Below are 23944 nucleotides of genomic sequence, written 5' to 3'. Positions count from 1 at the left end.
CATAAGCCGCGATGACGGAGTGGGTATCGTCGCCTACCCTCAAAGCAGCCAGCACCTGGCGCAAATCAAAAAAGGAATATTAAAGTTATTTTTTAGTATTTCCCGGCCTAATCAGCCAACCCTATAGTCGCCACCTCACTACCTAGACAACAAGCGCGGGGCTCTGACATGTCGAAATTCGCCAAACCGCTACTCAACGCCAGCCTGGCCCTCCTGCTGGGTGCCGGCCTGCTCAGCCAGGCTTTCGCCGGCGAGCAATTGAAGACCATTCAGGAAAAAGGCGTCATCAACGTCGGCCTCGAGGGCACCTACCCGCCATTCAGCTTCCAGGACGAAAACGGCAAACTGACCGGCTTCGAAGTGGAGCTGTCTGAGCTGCTCGCCAAGGAGCTGGGGGTCAAGGCCAAGATCCAGCCGACCAAGTGGGACGGTATCCTCGCCGCGCTGGAATCCAAACGCCTGGATGTAGTGGTCAATCAGGTGACCATTTCCGAGGAGCGCAAGAAAAAGTACGACTTCTCCGAGCCCTACACTGTCTCCGGCATCCAGGCACTGATCCTGAAGAAGAAAGCCGAGCAGCTGAACATCAAGGGCGCACAGGACCTGGCCGGCAAAAAGGTCGGCGTAGGCCTTGGCACCAACTACGAACAGTGGGTGAAAAAGGACGTGCCGCAAGCCGATGTGCGCACCTATGAAGACGACCCAAGCAAGTTCGCTGACCTGCGCAACGGCCGTATCGACGCCATCCTGATCGACCGCCTGGCGGCGCTGGAATACGCGCAAAAAGCCAAGGACACCCAACTTGCTGGCGATGCCTTCTCGCGCCTGGAAAGCGGCGTGGCCCTGCGCAAAGGTGAGCCGGAACTGTTGGCAGCTATCAACAAGGCCATCGACAAGCTAAAAGCTGACGGCACGCTGGCCAAGCTGTCCGAGAAGTACTTCGGTGCCGATGTCACCAAATGATCGCTGAAAGCCTGCAACTCGTTGTCGATTCCGCGCCCTTCCTGCTGAAGGGCGCGGGTTATACGGTGCTGCTCAGTGTCGGCGGCATGTTCTTCGGTCTGGTGCTGGGCTTTGCCCTGGCGCTGATGCGGCTGTCGAAGATTCTGCCGCTGAACTGGCTGGCGCGGGTCTACGTGTCGTTCTTCCGCGGCACGCCGCTGCTGGTGCAGCTGTTCGTCATCTATTTCGGCATGCCGCAAATCGGCATCGAGCTCGACCCAATCCCCGCTTCGCTGATCGGCTTGTCGCTGAACATGGCGGCCTACATCTGCGAGATCCTGCGCGCAGCCATTTCCTCGATCGACCGGGGCCAGTGGGAAGCAGCCGCCAGCATCGGCATGACCCGCGTGCAAGCCATGCGCCGGGCGATCCTGCCACAGGCATTGCGCACCGCGTTGCCACCGCTGGGCAACAGCTTCATCTCGCTGGTAAAGGACACCGCCCTGGCGGCAACCATCCAGGTGCCCGAGCTGTTCCGCCAAGCCCAGCTGATTACCGCGCGCACGTTCGAAGTGTTCACCATGTACGTGGCGGTCGCGGTCATCTACTGGGTGCTGTGCAGCATCCTTGCGCACTTCCAGAACCGCATGGAAGCGCGGGTCAACCAGCATGACCAGGAGCATTGAGCATGATTGAAGTCAAAGGCCTGACCAAGCGGTTCAAGGGCCAGACCGTGCTCAACGGTATCGACCTGACCGTGCAGCCCGGTGAAGTGGTGGCCATCATCGGCCCCAGTGGCTCGGGCAAAACCACCTTCCTGCGCTGCCTTAACCTGCTGGAAACCCCCGATGCCGGGCAGATCCAGATCGGCGCCATCAGCATCGATGCCAACCGCCCTTTGGGCGGGCAGCAGGGTGCGATTCGCCGTTTGCGCCAGCAAGCCGGGTTCGTGTTCCAGAACTTCAACCTGTTCCCCCATCGCACTGCCCTGGAGAACGTGATCGAGGGGCCGGTGATCGTCAAGAAGACGCCTCGCGAACAGGCCATCGAGCTTGGCCGGCGCCTGCTGGCCAAAGTCGGCCTGGCGGGCAAGGAAGACGCCTACCCACGGCGCCTGTCCGGCGGCCAGCAGCAACGCGTGGCCATCGCCCGTGCCCTGGCCATGGAACCAGAGGTAATCCTGTTCGACGAACCGACCTCGGCGCTGGACCCGGAGCTGGTCGGTGAAGTGTTGGCGACCATCCGCGGCCTGGCCGAGGAAAAGCGCACCATGATCATCGTCACCCACGAGATGAGCTTTGCCCGGGACGTGGCGAACCGGGTGATCTTCTTCGACAAGGGCGTGATCGTGGAGCAGGGCGAGGCCAAGGCGCTGTTCGCGGCGCCGAAGGAAGAACGTACCCGGCAGTTCTTGCGCAAGTTCCTCGGGACTGCGGCCTCCGAGTAAACCTGTTCCGGCCCTTTCGCGGGTAAACCCGCTCCTACAGTGAATGCACAGATCTTGAGGCATGTGTAGGAGCGGGTTTACCCGCGAAGAGGCCAGCACGCCCTTAACAAATCCCCCCCTTCTATAAATATTCCAAAAAGTTAGTTCATAAAATTTTTATAAATCATTAGGGTATATAAACCGGACCACCGGACCAGCACACATCTGTCGCGATCAGCTGTAGCGACATAACTATTTTGTGAGGTCAGGAATGGTCAGGATCACAATCACCCCAGTGCGTAACGCCAGGGCATTGAGTGCAGCCAAGGAGCGGCACTGATGCCCAGCCAAGCCAACACCCAATTCCATAGCGATCTGGACAGCTCGCCCCCGCTGCTGCCGGCCAAGGTACTGCGCAACGACGCCGAAGCCCTGCAAGCGGCCCGCGAACTGGCCGAGGTCGCCCGTGAGCAAGCTGCCCGGCGCGACCAGCAACGCAAACTGCCCTGGGCCGAAATCGAGCTGTTTACCCGCAGCGGTCTGGGCAGCATCAGCGTACCCAAGGCCTACGGTGGCCCCGACGTATCGTTCGCAACCGTCGCCGAAGTGTTCCGCCTGATCAGCGCCGCCGACCCCGCCCTGGGGCAGATCCCGCAGAACCAGTTCGGCATGCTGCAACTGCTGCGCCTGACGGCCAGCGAGGCGCAGCAAGCGCTGATCTTCCGCAGCGTGCTCGACGGCTGGCGCATCGGCAATGCCGGGCCTGAGCGTGGCACCAGGGATACCCTCACCCTCAAGGCCCGAATCACGCGCGCCGGCGACAGCTACCGCATAAGTGGCGAGAAGTTCTACTCCACCGGTGCCTTGTTCGCCCATTGGGTGGCGGTAAAAGCCCTCGACGACGAAGGCCGCCAGCGCCTGGCATTCGTGCGCCGGGGCAGCCCGGGGTTGCGCATTGTCGATGACTGGTCCGGGTTCGGCCAGCGCACCACCGCCAGCGGTACCGTGCTGCTGGACCAGGTGCCGGTGGACGCGGAACTGGTAATCGACAACTGGCGCCAGCGCGATATCCCCAACATTCAGGGCGCCGCTTCGCAGCTGATCCAGGCGGCGATCGACGCCGGCATCGCCGAAGCAGCTATCGATGATGCGATCACGTTCGTGCGCGAAAAGTCCCGGCCGTGGATTGAAGCCAACGTCGACCGTGCCAGTGACGACCCTTATGTAATTGCCGACTTCGGCCGCCTGAAACTCGAGCTGCACGCCGCCGAAGCGCTGCTGCGCAAAGCCGCTCGGGTACTCGACGAGGTCAATGCTGCGCCTATCGACGCAGCCAGTGCGGCACGTGCCTCGATTGCGGTGGCCGAGGCCAAGGTGCTGACTACCGAAATTGCCCTGCAGGCCAGCGAAAAGCTGTTCGAGCTGGCCGGCAGCCGCGCCACCCTTGCCGAGTTCAACCTCGACCGCCACTGGCGAAACGCTCGGGTGCACACCCTGCACGACCCGGTGCGCTGGAAGTACCACGCGGTGGGCGCTTACCACCTTAACGGCACCCTGCCTGCACGGCATTCCTGGATCTGATTTGCTGCCTTTGGGGCTGCTGCGCAGCCCTTCGCGGGCTTGCCCGCTCCCACAGGATTGCCACCGCCTGAACGGGCATCACTTCACCTGGACTGCCCCCAAGAAGTTGGACACCAATCCAACCCTTGGGGGATCTATGGGTAAGTACACCGAGCAATTCAAGCTCACAGCGATCACAGCCTACCTGGATGGCAGCAACGGTTTCCGAAAGGTGGCTCAACACTTAGGTATCGATTTCAGCCTGCTTCGACGCTGGGTGGCCAGTTATCAGGCCAATAATGGCATTGGTCCAGGCTCGCATGGGCGGCGCTATACCAGTGATTTCAAACAGCAGGTGCTTAGCTATATGCACGAGCATCGGCTTTCGCTGCGCCAGACCGCTGCCCACTTTGGTCTTGGGCAGTCTTCTCAGATAGGCATTTGGCAGCGGCAGTACTACAGTGGCAGTCCTGCACCCTCTACTGCCATCAAGCCAAGAAAGCCAATCGACGTGTCGAAGAAGATCAAGCCTGCCAAACCCACCGATACCAATGATGATCAGAAGTCTCGAGATCAGCTGATGGCTGAACTTGAGTACCTGCGCATGGAGAATGCTGTCCTAAAGGAGCTCAAGGCTCTGCGCGAGGAAAAGGAACGAACACGCGGGAAAAAGTCCTGATCGTTTCCAAACTCAAGCGCAGGTTTCCTTTGCCTGACCTCCTTCAACTGGTCGAGCTGGCGCGCAGCACCTTCTACTACCAGCTCAAAGCTCAGCAGAAGCCAGATCGGCATGCTGAGCTCAAGGCATTGGTGCATCGCGTCTACCACGAGCAGAAAGGGCTTTATGGTTATCGCCGTATCGCACTCGTAATCAGGAAGGAAAAGCGGGTGAACAAGAAGGTCATTGAACGGCTGATGGCTGAGCAGGGATTGAAATCAGTAGTGCGCCCCAAGAAATATCGCTCCTATCGAGGTACCGTCGGTAAAGTGGCAGCGAATGTACTGGAGCGAAATTTTATCGCTCAACGCCCAAACCAAAAGTGGGTGACTGACGTAACCGAGTTCAAAGTAGCTCAACAGAAGCTCTATCTGTCGCCCGTGATGGATTTGTACAACGGCGAAATCGTGGCCTACGAAATGGCCAGCCGCCCGTGCTATAGCCTGGTTGGGAACATGCTTGGCAAAGCGCTCGATTGCCTGGGAGAGAAACCGAAGCTCGTGCTGCATTCGGATCAGGGATGGCATTACCAGCAGGCGCAATACCGCCGTAAGCTAAGCGAATGTGGGGTAAAGCAGAGCATGTCTCGAAAAGGCAATTGCCTGGACAACGCGGCCATGGAAAGCTTCTTCGGCACGCTCAAGTCTGAGTTTTTCTACCTGAAGCGTTTCGAGAGCATTGATGAGCTGAGAGCGGGTCTGGATGAGTACATTCACTACTACAACCATGATCGCATCAAGCTGAGGCTCAATGGCCTGAGCCCTGTGGAGTACAGGGCTCAGGCTGCAGCTTAAAACTGTCCAACTTTTGGGGGGCAGTCCAACCTGTGGGAGCGGGTAAGCCCGCGAAGGGCCACAAAGCGGCCCCCGGAGAACTCCATGACAATCGCTATCATCACCAACGACGCCCAAGCCCTGGCCGTCGCCGAAGACATCGCCCAGCAACTGCGCCGCGACAGCGCCTTGCGCGACCGCGAGCGCCGCCTGCCGCTGGCCGAACTCGAGCTGTTCACCCGCTCCGGCCTGTGGGCCATCAGCGTGCCCAAAGCCTTCGGCGGTGCCGGCGTATCCAACGTCACCCTGGCCAAGGTCATCGCCCGTATCGCGCAGGCCGACGGTTCGCTCGGGCAGATTCCGCAGAATCATTTCTACGGTCTGGAAGTGCTGCGGGTAAACGGCAGCCCCGAACAGCAACAGCGCCTGTACACCGAGGTACTGGCCGGCCGCCGTTTCGGCAATGCCCTGGCCGAGCTGGGCACCAAGACCGCCCACGAGCGCACCACCCGCCTGAGCCGTGACGGCGACGGTTTCCGCATCAACGGGCGCAAGTTCTATTCCACAGGCGCCATCTATGCCCAACGCATTCCAACCTCGGTCGTGGATGAACAAGGCATACAACAGTTGGCCTTCGTCCCGGCCGACAGCCAGGGGCTGCAGGTGATCGACGACTGGAGCGGCTTCGGCCAGCGCACCACCGGCAGCGGTTCGGTGGTGTTCGATAACGTGTACGTCAGCGCAGCGGACGTGGTGCCGTTCCAGAGCGCCTTCGAGCGCCCCACCCCGGTTGGCCCGCTGGCGCAGATCCTCCATGCCGCCATCGACACCGGCATTGCCCGCGCCGCCTATGAAGACGCCCTGCACTTCGTGCGCACCCGCAGCCGTCCGTGGGTCGACTCCGGCCTGGACAAGGCCACGGATGACCCGCTGACGCTGAAAAGTTTCGGCCATCTGGCGATCCGCTTGCACGCGGCCGAAGCCCTGCTGGAGCGCGCAGGCGAATACCTCGACCGCGCACGCGACGACAGCACTGCCGACAATGTTGCCGCCGCCTCCATTGCCGTGGCCGAAGCACGCGCCATCAGCACCGAAATTTCCCTCTCCGCCGGTACCACCCTGTTCGAACTGGGCGGCAGCCAGGCAACATTGGCCGAACACAACCTCGACCGCCACTGGCGCAACGCTCGCGTGCACACCCTGCACGATCCGGTGCGCTGGAAGTACCACGCCATCGGCAACTACTACCTCAACGATGCCAACCCGCCACGCCGGGGGACCATCTGATGGCCAAGCAGATTCTGCTCAATGCCTTCAACATGAACTGCATCGGGCACATCAACCACGGTCTGTGGACCCACCCACGGGACACTTCAACCCAGTACAAGACCCTGGACTACTGGACCAACCTGGCACGCCTGCTGGAGCGGGGTCTGTTCGACGGGCTTTTCATTGCCGACATCGTCGGCACCTACGACATCTACGGCAAGTCTCTGGACGTCACCCTCAAGGAGTCGATCCAGCTGCCTGTCAACGACCCGCTGCTGCTGGTCTCCGCCATGGCTGCAGTCACTCGTCACCTGGGTTTTGGCCTTACCGCCAACCTCACCTACGAGGCGCCGTACCTGTTCGCCCGGCGACTTTCCACACTCGACCACCTGAGCAATGGCCGGGTGGGCTGGAACATTGTCACCGGCTACCTCGACAGCGCTGCCCGGGCCATGGGCCTGGCGCAGCAACCGGCGCATGATCGCCGCTACGATCAGGCCGATGAATACCTGCAGGTGTTGTACAAGCTGCTGGAAGGCAGTTGGGCCGATGACGCAGTGGTCGCCGACCGCGAGCATCGCGTCTATGCCACGCCCGACAAGGTGCGCAAGGTTCAGCACCAAGGCGAGTTCTACAAGGTCGAAGGCTACCACCTGTGCGAGCCCTCACCGCAGCGCACCCCGGTGCTGTTCCAGGCTGGCAGCTCTGCGCGTGGCTTGGCCTTCGCCGGCAACCATGCCGAATGCGTGTTCATCAGTGGCCAAGACAAGGCAGCCACCCGTGCCCAGGTCGACAAGGTTCGCGCGGCCGCCCAGGCCGCCGGCCGCGACCCGCAGGCAGTCAAAGTGTTCATGGGCATCACGGTGATCGTTGCGGCCACCGAGCAACTGGCCCAGGCCAAACACGCCGAGTACCTGCGCCACGCCAGCGCCGAAGCGGGCGTCGCGCACTTCGCCGCGTCCACTGGCATCGACTTCGCCGCCTATGAATTGGACGAACCCATTGCTTTCAACCAGGGCAACGCCATCCAGTCAGCCACGCGCCAGTTGCAAGACAACGCCTGGACCCGCCGGCGCCTATTGCAACAGCACGCCCTGGGCGGTCGCTACGTAACCCTGGTCGGCGCGCCTGAACAGGTGGCCGAGCAGTTGATCGCGTGGATCGATGAAACCGGCCTGGACGGTTTCAACCTGACCCGCACCGTCACCCCGGAGAGCTTCGAGGACTTCGTCGAGCTGGTCATCCCGCAACTTCAGCTGCGTGGCCGCTACAAGACGGCCTACACCGAAGGCACCCTGCGCGAAAAACTGTTCCAGGCCGACCACCCGCACTTACCCGCCGACCATCCTGGCTCGGCTTACCGCTTTACCCCTGCCCCGACTGGAGCCCTGCACCATGCTTGAGAAACTGTTCCGGCCCGTCGCGGCCATTGCCATCACCCTCGGCCTGTGCGCCGGTGCCCTTGCTGCCGAGCCGTTGAAGATCGGTACCACCTCGGCCTTTGCCATTCCGCTGGAAGCCGCGGTGGAAGAAGCCCACAAGCAAGGCCTGGAAGTGAAGCTGATCGAGTTCAGCGACTGGATTGCGCCCAATGTCAGCCTCAACAGCGGCGACATCGACGTGAACTACTTCCAGCACATCCCGTTCCTGGAAAACGCCAAGGCTGCTGCAGGCTTCAACCTAGTGCCTTACGCCCCGGGCATCATCAACAACGTTGGCCTGTACTCGAAAAAGTACAAAAGCTTTGCCGAGCTGCCTGAAGGCGCCAGCGTGGCCATCGCCAACGACCCGATCAACAGCGGCCGTGGCCTGCTGCTGCTGGCCAAGGCCGGGTTGATCACCCTGAAGCCCGGCGTGGGCTACAAGGCCACCGAGGATGACATCGTCGCCAACCCTAAAAAGCTGAAGATCCTTCAGGTCGAGGCGGTGCAACTGGTACGCGCCTACGACGACGCCGACCTGGTGCAGGGTTACCCGGCCTACATCCGCCTGGCCAACACCTTCGATGCCACCTCGGCGTTGCTGTTCGATGGGCTGGAAAACAAGGAATACGTGATCCAGTTCGTCATTCGCCCGCAAAGCAAGGACGACCCACGCCTGGCCCAGTTCGTCGACATCTACCAGCATTCGCCAGTAGTGCGCGCTGCGTTGAACAAAGCTCACGGCAAGCTCTACCAAGCCGGCTGGGAAGGCTGACATGAGCCAGGCCAGCGCGCTCAGGGCGCCTACACCCCAAGCACTGCCGCCTATGGCGAGGGAACAGGCCCTGCGCCCCGAGGTCAATGAAGCCCACGTGCGCTTCATCGGCCTGGGCAAGACCTACCCGGGCCAGGCGCAACCGGCCTTGCAAGGCATTGACTTGAACATCCGCCATGGCGAGATCTTCGGCATCATCGGCCGCAGCGGCGCCGGTAAGTCATCACTGCTGCGCACCATCAACCGCCTGGAGCAACCCAGCCAGGGCCGCGTATTGATCGACCAGGTGGATATCGCGCCTTTCAATGAGGACCAGCTTGTGGCCCTGCGCCGGCGCATCGGCATGATCTTCCAGCACTTCAACCTGATGTCGGCCAAGACCGTGTGGCAGAACGTCGAGTTGCCGTTGAAAGTCGCCGGCGTGGCAAAAGCCGAACGCCAGCGCAAGGTGCGCGAGTTGCTGGAACTGGTCGGCCTGCAGGAAAAACATCACGTGTACCCGGCGCAACTGTCCGGCGGGCAGAAACAGCGCGTGGGCATTGCCCGGGCACTGGTGCACACCCCCGAGATCCTGCTGTGCGACGAGGCCACCTCGGCGCTGGACCCGGAAACCACCGCCTCGATCCTGGAGCTGCTGCGCGATATCAACCAGCGCCTGGGGCTGACCATCGTGCTGATCACCCACGAAATGGCGGTGATTCGCGACATCTGCCACCGGGTTGTGGTGCTGGAACGCGGCGCAGTGGTCGAGCAGGGCGAGGTCTGGCGGGTGTTTGGTTCACCTCGTCACGAGGTTACCCGCACCCTGCTCGCCCCTTTGCAGGCCAAGCTACCCGCCGCACTGCAAGCCAGCCTCCAGGCCCACCCGGCGAGCGGCAACAGCGCCGTAGTGCTGAAACTGACGGTGCTTGGCGAGCCAGAGCTGTCTGCCCTGTTCAACGACCTGGGCGGGCGTGTGCGTCTGCTGCAGGGCGGCGTGGAAACCATCGGCGAACATGCCTTGGGGCAACTCATCCTCTCGGTGCAACACTCGCCGCACGACACCCATCAATTGCTGGAACGTGCCCGCCGTTGGGCCGAGGACGTGGAGGTATTGGGCCATGTGGTTTGATCGCCTGCTGGAAGGCTTGCTTGATACGCTGCTGATGGTTGGGGTTTCGTCACTGATCGCCCTGCTGGTGGGTGTACCCATGGCGGTGCTGCTGGTCACCAGCGACAAGGGTGGGATCTTCGAGGCGCGGCTGCTGAACCGGGTGCTGGGCGCCTTCGTCAACCTGTTCCGCTCGATTCCGTTTCTGATCCTGATGGTTGCGCTGATTCCTTTCACCCGCCTGGTGGTGGGTACCACTTATGGTGTGTGGGCGGCAGTGGTGCCGCTGACCATTGCCGCCACACCGTTCTTTGCGCGGATTGCCGAGGTCAGCCTGCGTGAGGTCGACCATGGTCTGGTGGAAGCCGCACAGGCCATGGGCTGCCGGCGCTGGCACATCGTCTGGCATGTACTGTTGCCCGAGGCGCTGCCGGGGATCGTCGGGGGCTTCACCATTACCTTGGTGACCTTGATCAACTCGTCGGCGATGGCCGGGGCGATTGGTGCCGGCGGGCTGGGGGATATCGCCTATCGGTATGGCTACCAGCGTTTCGACAGCCAGATCATGCTGACCGTGATCGCCATGCTGGTAGCGTTAGTGGCGTTGATCCAGCTGGGCGGGGACCGCCTGGCGAAGGGTTTGAACAAGCGTTGAAATCTGAGGGCTGCTTTGCAGCCCGCTCTCAATCCCAGCGAAGATCCGCAGCCGGCACTGGCCGCCCGAACCAGTACCCTTGCCCCAACTGGCACTCCTCCTGCAACAGGAAGCTGGCCTGTTCCGCCTGCTCGATGCCCTCGGCATGCACCTGCATACCCATGCTACGGGCCAAGGCGATGATCACCCGCACAATGGCGATGTCGTCTTCATCCACTGGCAACCCAGCCACAAACCCTTGGTCGATTTTCAGCTTCTGCACCGGCAAACGCTTGAGCCGCAGCAGTGACGAATACCCCGTGCCAAAGTCGTCGATGGCCAGGGTCACCCCCAGTTCGCGCAAGCGGTGCAGTTGCTCCAGCGCCACCTCAGGGTCTTCCATCACCGCGCTTTCGGTCACTTCCAGCTCCAGCAAGGCCGGGGCCAGGCCGGTGTCGTGCAGCACTTCGGCTACCTGCCGATACAGCTCATGCTGGCCAAACAGGCGACTGGAGATGTTCACCCCAACAAATGCCAGCTGCCGGCCTTCAGCCTGCCACTGCACCATTTGCCGACAGGCCTGTTGCAGCACCCAGGTATCGATCTCGGCAATCAGGCCGGTGCGTTCGGCAATCGGGATGAACTCACTCGGCGGTACCAGGCCGCGCCCGGGGTGCTGCCAGCGCACCAACGCCTCGACCCCGACCTGCCGGCCCGTCGCCAAGTCGTGTACCGGCTGAAAGTACACCCGCAGTTCATCCTGCTCCAGGGCCCGACGCAATTCGGCGGCGGTCTCGACCCGATGCTGGGCGTGGGCGGTCAGCTCTTCGGTGTACAGCGCATAACAGGCCCGACCGTTGCTTTTGGCCTTGTACAACGCCGAGTCGGCATTGCGCAGCAACTGCTCGGCACTCAAGGCATCGCTGGGGAACAGGCTGATTCCGACGCTGGCGCTGATGAACAGACGATTGCCCTCGAACTGAAACGGCTCACGCATGCGCTCGATGATGCATTGCGCCAGCTTGCCCGCCTGGCCAACCTGCTGGCAGTTTTCGGCCAGCACGCCGAACTCGTCGCCGCCCAGACGCGCCAGGGTCATGCCGTTACCCAACACCTCTCCCAGACGCTCACCTACCAGCTTCAGCAACTGGTCGCCAATGGTATGGCCCAGGCCGTCGTTTATGCTCTGGAAATGATCCAGGTCCAGCAGCAACAGGGCGCAACCGCGCTTGTTGGCCTGCGCCGCCGCCAATGCCTGCTCCACCCGGTCGGTAAACAGCAGGCGGTTGGGCAGGCCGGTCAGCGGGTCGTGGTGGGCGAGGTAGGCAAGCTCTTGTTCCGAATGCTTGATGGCGCTGATGTCACTGAACACCGCCACGTAATGGCTGAGCTCACCTTCGTCATCACGAATGGCGCAAATGGTCTGCCACTGCGGGTAGATTTCCCCGCTTTTGCGCCGGTTCCAGATTTCACCACTCCACTCGCCCTTCTCGGCCAGGGTGGCAAAAATTTCCTGGTAGAAGGCCAGGCCATGGCGGCCCGACTTGAACTTGCTCGGGCGATGGCCGATGACCTCATCCTGCTGGTAGCCGGTGATGCGCATGAAGGCACGATTGACGTGCACGATCAGGCCTTGGCGGTCGGTCACCAGCACACCCTCGAGGGTACTGTCGAACACCGCGGCAGCCATGCGCAGCCGTTCACGGTCTTCGCAACGCAAACGCGCGCCATGGCCGATGAAATTGAGCAGGCGCACACGCGACACGTAGATCAGCACGGCACTGAGCAGCACCCAGACCACCACGTTGATCTGCCGCCCCACAGTCAATGCCAAGGGGTCGTCAGTCATGCTGTGCAGCATCACCTCTGCCAGCGCAAGCCAGAGGATCGAGAGCACCACATACAGCGCAGCCATGCGCAAGGCGTCGCGAACGGAAACAGACATGTCGGGTGGGAAAGGCCATCAAAAAGGAGCGGGCATTATAAAGGCTGAAACATGTCGTGACCTCCTATCTCAACGGTTGACTGGTTTTATTTCCCCGCCAAGGGATAATCAGCCCTTCCCCCTGCATTTCGAGGGTATTTGCACCTATGTGGTATAACGGCCTGCTCGACCTGTCGGCCTGGCAACTGGTCGGCATCACTCTGTTGATGACCCACGTGACCATTGTCAGCGTCACGGTCTACCTGCATCGCTACTCCGCGCACCGGGCCCTGGAGCTCAACGGCGCGCTCAAGCACTTCTTCCGCTTCTGGCTGTGGCTGACCACGGCGCAGAACACCCGTGAGTGGACCGCCGTCCACCGCAAGCACCACGCCAAGTGCGAAACCCCCGACGACCCGCACAGCCCGGTGTACAAGGGCCTGGGCACGGTGCTGCGCAAAGGTGCCGAGCTGTACCGTGAAGAGGCACGCAACCCCGAAACCCTGCGCATCTATGGCAAGAACTGCCCGGATGACTGGATTGAGCGCAACCTGTACTCGCGTTACAAACTGGGCGGCATCGCACTGATGGCGGTGATCGATCTGCTGCTGTTCGGCACCCTGGGCATCACCATCTGGGCGGTGCAGATGATGTGGATTCCGTTCTGGGCCGCCGGTGTGGTCAACGGCCTAGGCCATGCCCTGGGCTATCGCAACTTCGAATGCCGCGACGCCGCCACCAACCTGGTGCCCTGGGGCATCATCATCGGCGGTGAAGAACTGCACAATAACCACCACACCTACCCCAACTCGGCCAAGCTCTCGGTCAAACGCTGGGAGTTCGACATGGGCTGGGCGTGGATCCGCTTGTTCTGCCTGCTGCGTCTGGCCAAGGTGCAGCGCGTGGCGCCCATCGCCCACCGGGTGGCCGGCAAGGCCAGCCTGGACATGGACACCGCCATGGCCATCCTCAACAACCGCTTCCAGATCATGGCCCAGTACCGCAAGCTGGTGATCGGCCCGCTGGTGAAACAGGAACTGGCCCGTGTCGACGCCTCGGTGCGTTACCGCTTCCGCCGTGCCAAACGGCTGCTCTCGCGCGAAACCAGCCTGCTGGAAGACCGCCACCACGTGCGCATCGAGTCCATGCTCGCGCACAGCCAGGCACTGAAAACCATCTACGAAAAACGCCTGGCCCTGCAGCAGATCTGGGCGCGCACCAGTGCCAACGGCCACGACATGCTGGCTGCCATGAAAGACTGGGTACACGAGGCCGAAACCAGCGGCATCCAGGCACTGCGCGACTTCGCAGCACAACTCAAGACTTACTCGCTGCGCCCGACCGGCGCCTGACCGCCGTTGATCGGCACGCCCCGCAACGGGGCGTGCCGTTCGGAACTTCGCCCCCGCCTCTCCACTCGAATCCGGAATATCGCCTGCGTGGCGGGCCGGATGTTGGCCGCACGCTTTCACGTTGAGACCTGCTCCGTGCACATGGCCAAGAACATTCCAACGATTTTCCCCGGCACCCCTCCTCCCGAAGCTGCCCAGACTTTACTGGCGTTGCTCCACGCCCAAGGTGAGGTTGCCCGCCTGAGTGAGCGTGATCAGCTGTTCAGCTCGTTGCTCGACAGCGTCAACGCAGTGCTTTGGGCCTTCGACTGGGAAACCCGCCAGGTGCTGTACGTGAGCCCAGCCTACGAGCGCATCTTCGGCCGCCCGGTCAGCCTGGTGCTGGCTGACTACAACGAATGGCGTGACAGCATCTACCCCGACGACCTCGAGTTCGCCGAACGTAGCCTGGCCCAGGTACTGCTCAAGGGGGCGGTGGAAGACCGCGAGTACCGCATCCTCAATGCCGATGGGCAACTGCGCTGGCTGAGCGACAAGTGCTACATCAACCAGCAGCACGATGGCGACCGGGTAATCATTGTCGGTATCGCCGAAGACATCACCGAGAAGAAGCAGCTTGAAGGCGAACTGCAGCGCCTGGCCACCACCGACGTGCTGACCCAGAGCAGTAACCGCAGGCACTTTTTCGAATGTGCTCAGCAAGCCTTCGACAGTGCACGCGAGGATGGTACACCGCTGGCTTTCCTGCTGTTGGATATCGACGACTTCAAACGCATCAATGACAGCTATGGCCACCAGGAAGGCGACCAGGTGCTACAACACATCGCCGACAGCGGCAAGGCCGTGCTACGCCGGGGCGACCTGTTCGGACGCATTGGCGGCGAAGAATTTGCGGCGGTGTTTCCGGGCTGCAACGCCCAGGTCGCGGAGCAGATTGCCGAGCGCTTGCAACGGCAGATTCAGCACTTGAGCTTCAGCCATGGCCAGCAGACGTACGGGGTGACGGTGAGCCAGGGGCTGACCGAGCTGACCGATGAGGATGTGGCGCTGGACAGCCTGTATGCGCGGGCCGATGCGGCAATGTACCAGGCCAAGCGGCAGGGCAAGAACCAGATAGTCCGCGGCTGATCAGGCGGCAAGGGCACCGGCTTTGGCCGGTATTCGCGGGCCCGGCGCCACACCTGTGGGAGCGGGCAAGCCCGCGAAGGGCCGCAATGCGGCCCCCGAATCTCAGCTGGAAACCTCGGCCCCAGCCACCGGCGGTTCTTCCTGCGGTTTTACTTCCGGGTTCTCCTCTTTGCGCAACCGCCTCAGCTCCGGCAGGCCAAGCTTGAGCAGGCGCGCCGTCTTGCCGCTGGCCACCTTCTCCAGCCCCTGCCCAGCCGGCAGCCGCGACAACTGCCCAGCCAGGTTCATGGCCAGGATCTCCCGCGAGTAAACGCCACCGCCCAACTGGTAGATCGCAGCGATCAACTCGCGCAGTGCCAGCGGCAAACGCCAGCGAGTACGCAGCGCCGAGCCGAACGCCGCACCAAACTCTTCCAGCGATTGCTGCACATTGCGCTCGTCCAGGTCTCCCCCGGCCAACCGCCACTCTTGCAGGCAGCGCAACACCGCCAGGTCGCCCAGGCAATGCAGCAAGCCCGCGCAATAACAACGGCCCTCGTCCAGCTCGAGCATGCGCGCCAAGGTGCGGCCATATTCGGCAGTGTGCAGTGACAGGTCCCAGTAACGGGCGGCGTGCTCTGCCAACAGTGGGTCGCTGAGGCGTGCGCTGCGCTTGAGGGTCATGCCCAGGATCAGGTTCATGCTTTGGGTACTGCCAAGCTTGTTCAGGGCCTGCAGCAACGTCTGCACCGGGGCTTCACGGTGCAAAGCCGCACTATTGGCGGCAGCGATCAGCACCGCCGTCACCTGCGGGTCGTTACGCACCTCCTCTTCGAGCACCCTGAGGTTCAGGCCCTGGGGGTTTAGCGCTCGATTGATCGCTACCTGCACATCGGCCAGGAGCGGCCCGCCATCGGCGGTAGCGCGGCGCTGCTCAAGGTAGGCTGGCAGGCTGGCTCCCGCCTGCAACGCCGGTACCGGGCAGGCAATCTCCTCGCCAACGGCCAGCAGCAACTCTTGCAGGCGCTTGCGCAGGTTATCCAGGTTCAGTGGCTTGCTCAGGTAAGCCGTGGGGTGCAGGGGCAGCGCTTCGCGCACACTGGCGCTGTCATTGCGGTTACTCATGAGAATGAACGGCACCCCTGGCCCTTTGGCGCGCACCTTGCGCAGCAGGTCGAGGCCGTCGACACCGGCCAGCTCGCGGGCAGCGATGATCAGGTCCGGCTTGCTGGACAGGGCACTGAGCGCCTGCGCGCCGTCAGCGCATACCTGCAGGCGGGCATCACAGCGCACGCTGAGCAGCATCTCGCTGAGCATGTCCCGTACCCAAGGATCGCCTTCGACAATCAGTACGCTTGGTGGGGTGGGGGCTGCAGCGCTCATCACCAACTACTCCTGAATACCCTGACACACAGTCCGTCGCAGCTTCCAAAGCCAATCCTCCGATAACCATAGCGCCACATGGCTTATCTGGGCATAAAAAAACCCGCCGAGGCGGGTTTTTTCTGAAGCGCGTCACATCAGGCGATTTCAGCGAAGCACTCTTCGATGATGGCCAGGCCTTTGTCCAGCAGCGCGTCTTCGGCGGTCAGCGGAACCAGAATACGCAGGACGTTGCCGTAGGTGCCGCAAGACAGCAGGATCAGACCCTTTTCACGAGCCTTGGCGACAACCTGGCCAACAGCAGCAGCGTTCGGGGTGTGAGTGCCTTTCTCGAAGACTTCGACGGCAATCATCGAGCCCAGACCACGGACGTCGCCGATGATCGGGTACTTCTTCTGGATTTCGCGCAGGCCGGCGGTCAGGCGCTCACCCACAGCCTTGCTGCGGTCCAGCAGTTTTTCTTCTTCGAACACTTCGATCACGGCCAGGGCTGCGGCGCAAGCGATCGGCGAACCCGCGTAGGTACCGCCCAGGCCGCCAGGCGCGATGGCGTCCATGTATTCGGCCTTGCCGCACACACCGGCCAGCGGGAAGCCGCCAGCGATGGATTTGGCGAAGGTGGTCAGGTCAGGCGCAACGCCCATCTGTTCCATGGCGAAGAAGGTGCCGGTACGGCCAGCGCCAGTTTGTACTTCGTCGGCGATCAGCAGGATGCCGTGCTGGTCGCACAGGGCGCGCAGGCGTTTCATCAGCTCTTTCGGCGCTGGCAGGAAGCCGCCTTCGCCTTGTACTGGCTCGAGGATGATCGCGGCGATGTCGCGCGGCTCGGCGTCGTTCTTGAAGATGCGCTCGACCGAGGCGATGGCGTCGTCAACGCTGATACCGTGCAGTTCGCTCGGGAACAGGGCGCGGAAGATGCCGCCTGGCATCAGGCCCATGCCAGCGGAGTACGGCACGACCTTGCCGGTCAGGCCCAGGGTCATCATGGTACGGCCGTGATAACCGCCGGTGAAGGCGATGACGCCAGCGCGGCCAGTGGCAGCACGGGCGATCTTGACGGCGTTTTCAACGGCTTCGGAGCCGGTGGTGACCAGCAGGGTCTTCTTGTCGAAGTCGCCTGGGACCAGCTTGTTGATCTTTTCGCACAGCTCTACGTAGGGCTCGTAAGCCAGCACCTGGAAGCAGGTGTGGCTGACCTTGGTCAGCTGCTCTTGCACGGCTGCAACCACTTTCGGGTGCAGGTGGCCGGTGTTCAGTACTGCGATGCCGCCGGCGAAGTCGATCAGTTCGCGGCCTTCAACGTCGATCACGGTCGAGTTCTTCGCGGTGTCGACGAAGATCGGGTGGATCTGGCCGACGCCACGTGGGACGGCAGCTACACGACGTTGCATCAAGGATTCGTTGGTTTTGCTCATAATGCCCTCATTGCGCCGACAGGAATGGCGCTTTTATTCGGGGGCGGCTGGGAGTGCTCGCGAACAGTATTCGTTGATCGACTGTCGTGAACGCCCTGGCCACCAGGTACTGCAATGTAAAAAAGGCCAGCGAGACGTCGCTCTCGCGCCCCGCTGGCAGAGGTAAAGCCTTTACCGTGCTATCAGACGCTGATGCACAGGTATTTGATTTCGAGGTAGTCCTCGATACCGTACTTGGAACCTTCGCGGCCCAGGCCCGAAGCCTTGATACCACCGAACGGCGCCACTTCGTTGGAGATCAGGCCGGTGTTGATACCCACCATGCCGTACTCCAGGGCTTCGGCGACACGGAACACACGGCTCATGTCACGGGCGTAGAAGTACGAGGCCAAGCCGAACTCGGTGTCGTTGGACATGGCGATGACTTCGGCTTCGTCTTTGAAGCGGAACAGCGGCGCCAGTGGGCCGAACGTCTCTTCCTTGGCGACAGCAGCGGTCTTCGGTACGTCAACCAGGATGGTCGGCTCGAAGAAGTTGCCTTCGATCAGCTTGCCACCGGACAGCACTTTGGCGCCTTTGCTGACGGCGTCCTCGATATGCTCCTGGACCTTGGCGACAGCCTTGCCATCGATCAGCGGGCCAGTGGTGGTGCCTTCTTCCAGGCCGTTACCGATCTTCAGCTTGGCAACTGCAGCGGCCAGCTTCTGGGCGAACGCGTCGTAGACGCCGTCCTGCACGTAGATACGGTTGGCGCAGACGCAGGTCTGGCCGTTGTTACGGTACTTGGAGATGATCGCGCCCTCGACCGCCTTGTCCAGGTCGGCGTCGTCGAACACGATGAACGGGGCGTTGCCACCCAGCTCCAGGGAAACCTTCTTGATGTCCTTGGCGCATTCTTCCATCAGCTGGCGACCGATTTCGGTCGAGCCGGTGAAGGACAGCTTGCGTACCAGGGAGTTGCCGGTCAGTTCGCCGCCAACTTCGCCGGCGCTGCCGGTCACCACACTCAGCACGCCAGCCGGGATGCCGGCACGGTGGGCCAGCTCGACCAGGGCCAGAGCGGAGTATGGGGTTTGCGAAGCCGGCTTGAGGACCATGGTGCAGCCAGCGGCCAGGGCCGGGCCGGCTTTACGGGTGATCATGGCGGCCGGGAAGTTCCACGGGGTGATGGCCGCGGTAACGCCGATTGGCTGCTTGATGACAATCAGGCGCTTGTCTGGCTGGTGGCCTGGGATGGTGTCACCGTAGATGCGCTTGGCTTCTTCGGCGAACCACTCGATGAACGAGGCCGCGTAGGCGATTTCGCCCTTGGCTTCGGCCAGCGGCTTGCCCTGTTCGGTGGTCATCAAGCGAGCCAGGTCGTCCTGGTTCTCGATCATCAGTTCGAACCAGCGACGCAGCTTGGCCGAGCGCTCTTTCGCAGTCAGGGCACGCCAGGCCGGCAGGGCCTTGTCGGCGGCTTCGATGGCACGGCGAGTTTCCGCGGTGCCCATCTTCGGCACGGTACCGATGACTTCGCCGGTGGCCGGGTTGGTCACCTTGATGGTCTGGCCGTTGTCCGCATCCAGCCACTCACCATTGATATAGGCTTGCTGGCGGAACAACTGAGCGTCTTTGAGCTGCATGTCGGCTTCCCGAATTGTTGATTGTTGAAAAGCGCCCAAGGCAGGGCATCGAGCGTTTGAAATCTCAAACGAATGCTAAGCGGCTGCTGGGGTGTTGGACAATAGGCTGTTCGAAAAAAAGAACGAATGGTTGAACAGCCCATCTGAAATCGCCCGCAGAATGGCCGCTGAAGGGTAGACGATGCGGCGACCGGACTCGGGGCGACGCCAAAAATCGTTTTACTGCTTGTCAAAGCCAATGTTCAACACACCCTGATGGTGGGCTGAAACGATGATGCTGTCGCCATCGGCAGCGTAGTCGACGGCATTGACGCGGGTCCAGTTACGGCCGGTTCCACCCTGGCCGACAGTTTGATCGGTATTGTCGTGTATCCGGCCCCGGGGATCTGCACAGCCAACACGGTAAAAACAGCTACAGATCAAGGCGATGGACGTCAACGATACAGATGGGTATCATGCGTGCGCGTTGCACTCGTAGCTCAGCTGGATAGAGTACTGCCCTCCGAAGGCAGGGGTCGTGGGTTCGAATCCCGCCGAGTGCGCCATATCAAGAAAGCCCTGGGCCTGAGCCCGGGGCTTTTTCGTTTGTGCGCCATGTCACCTTTCTGGTACTCCCGTGCCACGGGTCATTGATGTTAGCGTGGGCGTCTTCCCGTTCTCCGAACGGGTAACCCATAACAATGATTGGCAAAGGAATGCGCACAACCATGCAGTTGAAAAAACTCACCGCCACCACCCTGCTGCTGGCCGGCATTGGCCTGTTCACCCAGCCTGCCCAAGCCAACCTCACCCAGCAGCAGTCCGCAGCCATCATCAAAGCCTTCGACGGCAGCGACCCAAGCGACTTCAGGCATTTTCTCGGCAAGCTCAAAGGCAGCGACCAGGGCAAGGCCGACAACCTCGAGGCAACCGTCGACGCCTACCTGGCCAACAAGCCATTGGCCGCCGAGCAACAAGACGAGATCAACCGCCTGCTCGGCCTGTATACCCGCATCAAGTATGGCAAAGCCGCTACCGAAACCCTGCGTGAACTGGTAGCCATCCCCACCTTCAATGTCGAGGGTACACCGCAGTACGAAAACCCTGAATTCCTCAAGATCGCCGACAAGATCAAGGCCTTGGCCGAGCGCTTCGGCCTGGCCTTCCGCAACATCGACAACCGGGTGTACGAGATCTCGCTGGGCAGCGGGAAGGAAGTGATCGGTATCCATGCCCACGCTGACGTCGTGCCGGTCAACCCGGACAACTGGAAGCTGGCCGACGGTACGCGCCTGGACCCGTTCAAGGTCACCCTGGTGGGTGACCGCATGTACGGCCGCGGCACCGAAGACGACAAGAACGGCATCGTGGTGGCGATGTACGCGCTGAAAGTGGCCAAGGACGAAAACCTGCCGCTCGCCCGGCAGTTCAAGCTGCTGATCGACACCACCGAAGAAACCAGCGGTGATGCCATCCCCTACTACTTTGAGCGCAACCCTACGCCCGATTACAACCTGGCCCTCGACGGCGGCTACCCCGTAGTGATTGCCGAGAAAGGCTACGGCACGGTCATGGCCAGCTTCACCAAGCGCCCGGCCAGCGGCAAGGGTGCCGAGATCGTCAACCTGACCGGCGGCCTGGCCACCAACCAGATCCCGACAACTTCGGTTGCGACCCTGATTTCTGACAACCCGGCACAGCTGGCCAAGCACCTGCAGCAAGCCGGCGCCAGATATGTGAAGCAGCATGGAAGCGACTTCAGCATCGACGCCAAGGCCGACGGCAAGCAAGTCTTGCTCACCGTGACCGGTGTTTCCGCACACTCTTCGGAGCCGGAATCCGGCATCAACCCGGTGGCGCGTATGCTCGACTTCATCAATGGCCTCGGCCAGCAGGTGTCGCTCAAGCACAACCACTTTACCGACGCGGCCCGCTACGCCGCCGAAAACTGGGGCCTGGACTACCTGGGCAACACGCTAGGCGTGGCCTTCAAGGACCCGTTCATGGGCCCGCTGACCACCTCGCTGACTTTTGTCGGGGTGGATGACAAAGGCTTGAAACTGGCGGTGAATCTGCGCATTCCCAAGGGGAAGCCGATCGCCACGATCAAGGACGAACTGGCCGACAAACTGGGCAAATGGACCCGGCAAAGCAACACCTCGGTGGCGTTCGACTTCAGCCTGGACGAGCCGATGTACCGCAACCCTGAAGGCGAATGGGTAAAGGCCCTGCTCGCTGTGGCCACCGAGAACCTGGGGATGAAGCATGAGTTCGGCACGTCCGCCGGTGCGACTTCGGTCCACGACCTGCCCAACGGCGTCCAGTTCGGCCTGGCCATGCCGGACGTGAAGTACACCGGGCACAACGACAACGAGTTCAAGACCGTGGAGCAGTTCATGCTGGACTTGCAGGTGGTGAGCGAAATGGTGGCGCGGATCGGGCAGATGCCGAAGCTTTGATCGGCAGTACCGGCCTTTTCGCGGCTTTAGCCGCGAAAAGGCCGCTACAACCGAACAGCCATGACGTTTTTCAATCGCCTCCATGCCGTTTCCTGCATTGCCGTGCAGAGCGCCGTACCGGATGCTTTAGTTACACCGAGACAGTGCTTTTTTCACCCGCAGAGGCCCGTATGAAGACCGTCGAACAAATCCTCAAGACCAAGTCCCAGCACCAGACCGTGTACACCATCGGCCCGGATGACTCGGTGCTCGACGCCCTGAAACTGCTGGCGGAGAAAAACATCGGTGCGCTGCCCGTGGTCGAGGGTGGCCAGGTAGTGGGCATCGTCAGTGAGCGGGACTACGCGCGCAAACTGGTCCTCAAGGGCCGCTCTTCCGCCGCTACGCCGGTACGCGAAATCATGAGCGCACCGGTAGTCACTGTGGATCCCAAGCAAAAGCTCGATTTCTGCATGAACCTGATGACCGATCGGCACCTGCGTCACCTGCCGGTGGTCGACAACGGCAGGTTGCTCGGCCTTCTGTCGATCGGCGACCTGGTCAAGGAAACCATTGACGAACAGGCGAGCCTGATCAAGCAAATGGAGCAGTACATCCGCGGCGAATGAAGCGCCTCAATGGTAGGCGCGCTCCAGTTCGTCCAGCTGATGGTCGAAGCTACGCAAGCGCGCCGACCAGGTGTACACCAGCACTTCCAGGTCACGGTTGAGCACTGCCGTATTGCCGTGGCCGCTGTGCGTGGGCTCGCCGAGGTCCAGCTGGTAGCGTTCACGGGCCATCGCCTGTGCCACGCTGGACAGGTCGCGAGCATTGGCCAGCCAGTGGTGATGGCGGTCATGGATTTCGCGGTCGAGCACCCGGCACTGGCGCTTCAGCGCATCCAGGCTCTGCTCCAGCGGAGTGCCCCTGAGCTCGCCCATGACCTCTTCGAAGGTACGCCCCGAATGCCAGTAGCTGCCCCAGAAATAACGGTCGAAAACCGTCTCGACGCGGCGTAGCGCAACCTTGGTGTTCCAGATGGTCAGCAACGTTCGCCCCTGCACCACTTCGCGCTTGTTCAGGCGCAACTGCTGCCAGGCGATCCATGTCAGCGCCACCAGTGCAACCGCTACAGTGACTGCGGCAGCGGCATACAGGAAATGCACGGCCTGGTTCATCTGTTGCGTCTGCCTGATGCCATAGAAGTAACTGGCCGTCAGGGTGCCCAGGATCGTCACGGAACACCAGAAACCTGGTGCGTAGGGATCTTTCATCGCGCTATCCCCTTATTGTTTTCCTGAGCATAGCAACGGCCGATCACTCGTCAGGTGCCGCTCGGCGCTTTATTTTCGGGGGCGGCGCAAGGCTTCGTTGAGTTGATCGAAGGGCACGGCCCAATCGGAATCTTCAATGATGATGTCCTGGAGAAATGCACGCTGTGAGTCGGTCCAGAACGGCGCATCCACCAGCTTTATTTCGTTCTTCAGCGGGGAATGGCTGGTGATGAACTGATCGATACTCTTGGGATCGTCGGGCAAGCCCAACTGCTTGAACAGTTCGGCAAAGGGATGGATCGGCGCTTCCATGGTTCCTCCTTAGCGCCAGGCAAGCCGTCCACGACGCCCGCCTGGCATTGGTTTGAAAACATCAGCACAGCTCGCGCACTTCGGCGTGCGGCACCAGTTTCATGTACTGCTCCATGCTCATGTGAATCAGGTGATCGTGGTCACCCGCCTCCAGGTAGACATCGCCTTGGCGGGTAAGACTCGGGTCGAGCAGCATTTTTATCTGGTAAGCATCGCCAAGGGCCGGCACGGCACCGCGTTCGCAGTCATTGAACAGGCTCGGCAGACCACTTTCACGGGTCAGATGCCAGGCCCCGGACATACGCACCTTGGTCATGTCCAGGTGCCGGTTGGCCGGTAGCACGGCCATGATGTAGTTGCCATGACGGTCATCGAGCATCACCGACTTGGCGACCCGCTCGGCGGGCACGCCGGCCGTTCGGGCCGACTCCAGGCTGGTGGCCGAATGTGGGTGGGGAATGATGTCGTAGTCGCAGTTGGCCTTGTCCAGGCGGGCCTGCAGGGTCTTTGCCATACGCATGATGCAC

At 61.7% G+C, this 23944-nt stretch carries 22 protein-coding genes and 1 tRNA gene; 15 read left to right on the top strand and 8 right to left on the bottom strand.

Annotation, left to right across the window (positions count from 1 at the left end; translation table 11 throughout):
• Window positions 1-168 precede the first annotated feature (168 nt).
• From tcyJ to KW568_RS00910, 10 genes are all read left to right on the top strand, one after another.
• Entirely contained in the window at window positions 169-963 is a 795-nt protein-coding gene (tcyJ, locus tag KW568_RS00955; protein ID WP_003255847.1) for a cystine ABC transporter substrate-binding protein, read from the top strand.
• Entirely contained in the window at window positions 960-1628 is a 669-nt protein-coding gene (gene tcyL, locus KW568_RS00950; RefSeq protein ID WP_003255849.1) for a cystine ABC transporter permease, read from the top strand. The genes tcyJ and tcyL overlap by 4 nt, the downstream gene beginning before the upstream one ends.
• A gap of 2 nt (window positions 1629-1630) precedes the next feature.
• The gene (gene tcyN / locus KW568_RS00945) at window positions 1631-2389 is read left to right on the top strand and encodes an L-cystine ABC transporter ATP-binding protein TcyN (protein ID WP_003255850.1); all 759 of its coding nucleotides are present in this window, start codon (window positions 1631-1633) and stop codon (window positions 2387-2389) included.
• A gap of 318 nt (window positions 2390-2707) precedes the next feature.
• Entirely contained in the window at window positions 2708-3949 is a 1242-nt protein-coding gene (locus tag KW568_RS00940) for an SfnB family sulfur acquisition oxidoreductase (RefSeq protein WP_004576378.1), read from the top strand.
• A gap of 136 nt (window positions 3950-4085) precedes the next feature.
• Window positions 4086-5440, top strand: a protein-coding gene (locus tag KW568_RS00935) for an IS3 family transposase (protein WP_085983016.1) whose coding sequence is annotated in 2 segments (ribosomal slippage) — window positions 4086-4559 and window positions 4562-5440 — 1353 coding nt in all. Because the reading frame shifts where the segments join, the coding sequence is not laid out codon by codon here.
• Between the two features lie 84 nt (window positions 5441-5524).
• Window positions 5525-6706 (top strand): SfnB family sulfur acquisition oxidoreductase, encoded by a 1182-nt coding sequence (locus tag KW568_RS00930; RefSeq protein ID WP_004576379.1) that lies wholly within the window; start codon window positions 5525-5527, stop codon window positions 6704-6706.
• On the top strand, window positions 6706-8091 hold the full coding sequence (locus KW568_RS00925; RefSeq protein WP_004576380.1) for an LLM class flavin-dependent oxidoreductase: 1386 nt from the start codon (window positions 6706-6708) through the stop codon (window positions 8089-8091). Before KW568_RS00930 ends, KW568_RS00925 begins: the two co-directional genes overlap by 1 nt.
• A complete protein-coding gene (locus tag KW568_RS00920) occupies window positions 8084-8884 on the top strand; it encodes a MetQ/NlpA family ABC transporter substrate-binding protein (RefSeq protein ID WP_004576381.1) in 801 nt (266 codons plus the stop codon). The genes KW568_RS00925 and KW568_RS00920 overlap by 8 nt, the downstream gene beginning before the upstream one ends.
• 1 nt (window position 8885) lies before the next feature.
• Window positions 8886-9995, top strand: a complete 1110-nt coding sequence (locus KW568_RS00915) for a methionine ABC transporter ATP-binding protein (RefSeq protein WP_033726693.1) — start codon at window positions 8886-8888, stop codon at window positions 9993-9995.
• The gene (locus KW568_RS00910) at window positions 9985-10629 is read left to right on the top strand and encodes a methionine ABC transporter permease (RefSeq protein WP_003255861.1); all 645 of its coding nucleotides are present in this window, start codon (window positions 9985-9987) and stop codon (window positions 10627-10629) included. Before KW568_RS00915 ends, KW568_RS00910 begins: the two co-directional genes overlap by 11 nt.
• A 28-nt stretch (window positions 10630-10657) precedes the next feature.
• Here the strand turns inward: KW568_RS00910 and dibA are convergent, their stop codons facing one another.
• Window positions 10658-12553 carry a phosphodiesterase DibA gene (gene dibA / locus KW568_RS00905; protein WP_033726065.1) on the bottom strand — a complete coding sequence of 632 codons (1896 nt, stop codon included), beginning with the start codon at window positions 12551-12553 and terminating at the stop codon, window positions 10658-10660.
• A 146-nt stretch (window positions 12554-12699) separates the two neighbouring features.
• On the opposite strand from dibA, the gene desA reads away from it, so the two are divergent.
• Complete coding sequence (gene desA, locus KW568_RS00900; protein WP_004576383.1) at window positions 12700-13884, top strand: delta-9 fatty acid desaturase DesA; 1185 nt, start codon at window positions 12700-12702, stop codon at window positions 13882-13884.
• Window positions 13885-13983: 99 nt separating this feature from the next.
• A complete protein-coding gene (locus KW568_RS00895) occupies window positions 13984-15012 on the top strand; it encodes a sensor domain-containing diguanylate cyclase (RefSeq protein WP_003255864.1) in 1029 nt (342 codons plus the stop codon).
• 102 nt (window positions 15013-15114) lie between these two features.
• On the opposite strand, the gene KW568_RS00890 is transcribed toward KW568_RS00895, so the two are convergent.
• From KW568_RS00890 to KW568_RS00875, 4 genes are all read right to left on the bottom strand, one after another.
• The gene (locus tag KW568_RS00890) at window positions 15115-16374 is read right to left on the bottom strand and encodes a response regulator (RefSeq protein WP_003255865.1); all 1260 of its coding nucleotides are present in this window, start codon (window positions 16372-16374) and stop codon (window positions 15115-15117) included.
• A gap of 137 nt (window positions 16375-16511) precedes the next feature.
• Window positions 16512-17789 carry a 4-aminobutyrate--2-oxoglutarate transaminase gene (gene gabT, locus KW568_RS00885; protein WP_003255866.1) on the bottom strand — a complete coding sequence of 426 codons (1278 nt, stop codon included), beginning with the start codon at window positions 17787-17789 and terminating at the stop codon, window positions 16512-16514.
• 182 nt (window positions 17790-17971) lie between these two features.
• Entirely contained in the window at window positions 17972-19414 is a 1443-nt protein-coding gene (gene gabD, locus KW568_RS00880) for an NADP-dependent succinate-semialdehyde dehydrogenase (protein ID WP_003255867.1), read from the bottom strand.
• A 219-nt stretch (window positions 19415-19633) separates the two neighbouring features.
• Window positions 19634-19837, bottom strand: a complete 204-nt coding sequence (locus tag KW568_RS00875; RefSeq protein WP_223817421.1) for an aryl-sulfate sulfotransferase — start codon at window positions 19835-19837, stop codon at window positions 19634-19636.
• Between the two features lie 45 nt (window positions 19838-19882).
• Here KW568_RS00875 and KW568_RS00870 point away from each other — a divergent pair.
• The 3 genes from KW568_RS00870 to KW568_RS00860 all read left to right on the top strand — a co-directional run bounded on the left by KW568_RS00870 (window position 19883) and on the right by KW568_RS00860 (window position 22460).
• Window positions 19883-19959: transfer RNA gene (locus tag KW568_RS00870), tRNA-Arg, on the top strand.
• Between the two features lie 162 nt (window positions 19960-20121).
• Window positions 20122-21852 (top strand): dipeptidase, encoded by a 1731-nt coding sequence (locus KW568_RS00865; protein ID WP_004576395.1) that lies wholly within the window; start codon window positions 20122-20124, stop codon window positions 21850-21852.
• Between the two features lie 170 nt (window positions 21853-22022).
• On the top strand, window positions 22023-22460 hold the full coding sequence (locus KW568_RS00860) for a CBS domain-containing protein (RefSeq protein WP_003255870.1): 438 nt from the start codon (window positions 22023-22025) through the stop codon (window positions 22458-22460).
• Window positions 22461-22466: 6 nt separating this feature from the next.
• Here KW568_RS00860 and KW568_RS00855 read toward each other — a convergent pair whose 3' ends face one another.
• From KW568_RS00855 to KW568_RS00845, 3 genes are all read right to left on the bottom strand, one after another.
• Entirely contained in the window at window positions 22467-23105 is a 639-nt protein-coding gene (locus tag KW568_RS00855; RefSeq protein WP_003255871.1) for a hypothetical protein, read from the bottom strand.
• Between the two features lie 69 nt (window positions 23106-23174).
• On the bottom strand, window positions 23175-23417 hold the full coding sequence (locus KW568_RS00850; protein ID WP_003255873.1) for a DUF2789 domain-containing protein: 243 nt from the start codon (window positions 23415-23417) through the stop codon (window positions 23175-23177).
• 61 nt (window positions 23418-23478) lie between these two features.
• The gene (locus tag KW568_RS00845; RefSeq protein ID WP_003255874.1) at window positions 23479-23937 is read right to left on the bottom strand and encodes an aminoacyl-tRNA deacylase; all 459 of its coding nucleotides are present in this window, start codon (window positions 23935-23937) and stop codon (window positions 23479-23481) included.
• Window positions 23938-23944: the final 7 nt, after the last annotated feature.

It is taken from the genome of Pseudomonas sp. HD6515 (genome assembly GCF_024971855.1).
Taxonomy (GTDB): domain Bacteria; phylum Pseudomonadota; class Gammaproteobacteria; order Pseudomonadales; family Pseudomonadaceae; genus Aquipseudomonas; species Aquipseudomonas alloputida.
This window is presented reverse-complemented; position numbering and strand designations above follow the sequence as displayed.

Bases quoted from the DNA above. Each gene is read 5' to 3' on its own strand.
- tcyJ (WP_003255847.1), top strand. From the start codon at position 169: ATGTCGAAATTCGCCAAACCGCTACTCAACGCCAGCCTGGCCCTCCTG.
- tcyL (WP_003255849.1), top strand. From the start codon at position 960: ATGATCGCTGAAAGCCTGCAACTCGTTGTCGATTCCGCGCCCTTCCTG.
- KW568_RS00920 (WP_004576381.1), top strand. From the start codon at position 8,084: ATGCTTGAGAAACTGTTCCGGCCCGTCGCGGCCATTGCCATCACCCTC.
- gabT (WP_003255866.1), bottom strand. From the start codon at position 17,789: ATGAGCAAAACCAACGAATCCTTGATGCAACGTCGTGTAGCTGCCGTC.
- desA (WP_004576383.1), top strand. From the start codon at position 12,700: ATGTGGTATAACGGCCTGCTCGACCTGTCGGCCTGGCAACTGGTCGGC.
- KW568_RS00895 (WP_003255864.1), top strand. From the start codon at position 13,984: ATGTTGGCCGCACGCTTTCACGTTGAGACCTGCTCCGTGCACATGGCC.
- tcyN (WP_003255850.1), top strand. From the start codon at position 1,631: ATGATTGAAGTCAAAGGCCTGACCAAGCGGTTCAAGGGCCAGACCGTG.
- dibA (WP_033726065.1), bottom strand. From the start codon at position 12,553: ATGTCTGTTTCCGTTCGCGACGCCTTGCGCATGGCTGCGCTGTATGTG.
- KW568_RS00845 (WP_003255874.1), bottom strand. From the start codon at position 23,937: ATGCGTATGGCAAAGACCCTGCAGGCCCGCCTGGACAAGGCCAACTGC.
- KW568_RS00890 (WP_003255865.1), bottom strand. From the start codon at position 16,374: ATGAGCGCTGCAGCCCCCACCCCACCAAGCGTACTGATTGTCGAAGGC.
- KW568_RS00925 (WP_004576380.1), top strand. From the start codon at position 6,706: ATGGCCAAGCAGATTCTGCTCAATGCCTTCAACATGAACTGCATCGGG.
- KW568_RS00865 (WP_004576395.1), top strand. From the start codon at position 20,122: ATGCAGTTGAAAAAACTCACCGCCACCACCCTGCTGCTGGCCGGCATT.
- KW568_RS00910 (WP_003255861.1), top strand. From the start codon at position 9,985: ATGTGGTTTGATCGCCTGCTGGAAGGCTTGCTTGATACGCTGCTGATG.
- KW568_RS00855 (WP_003255871.1), bottom strand. From the start codon at position 23,105: ATGAAAGATCCCTACGCACCAGGTTTCTGGTGTTCCGTGACGATCCTG.
- gabD (WP_003255867.1), bottom strand. From the start codon at position 19,414: ATGCAGCTCAAAGACGCTCAGTTGTTCCGCCAGCAAGCCTATATCAAT.
- KW568_RS00915 (WP_033726693.1), top strand. From the start codon at position 8,886: ATGAGCCAGGCCAGCGCGCTCAGGGCGCCTACACCCCAAGCACTGCCG.
- KW568_RS00930 (WP_004576379.1), top strand. From the start codon at position 5,525: ATGACAATCGCTATCATCACCAACGACGCCCAAGCCCTGGCCGTCGCC.
- KW568_RS00860 (WP_003255870.1), top strand. From the start codon at position 22,023: ATGAAGACCGTCGAACAAATCCTCAAGACCAAGTCCCAGCACCAGACC.
- KW568_RS00850 (WP_003255873.1), bottom strand. From the start codon at position 23,417: ATGGAAGCGCCGATCCATCCCTTTGCCGAACTGTTCAAGCAGTTGGGC.
- KW568_RS00940 (WP_004576378.1), top strand. From the start codon at position 2,708: ATGCCCAGCCAAGCCAACACCCAATTCCATAGCGATCTGGACAGCTCG.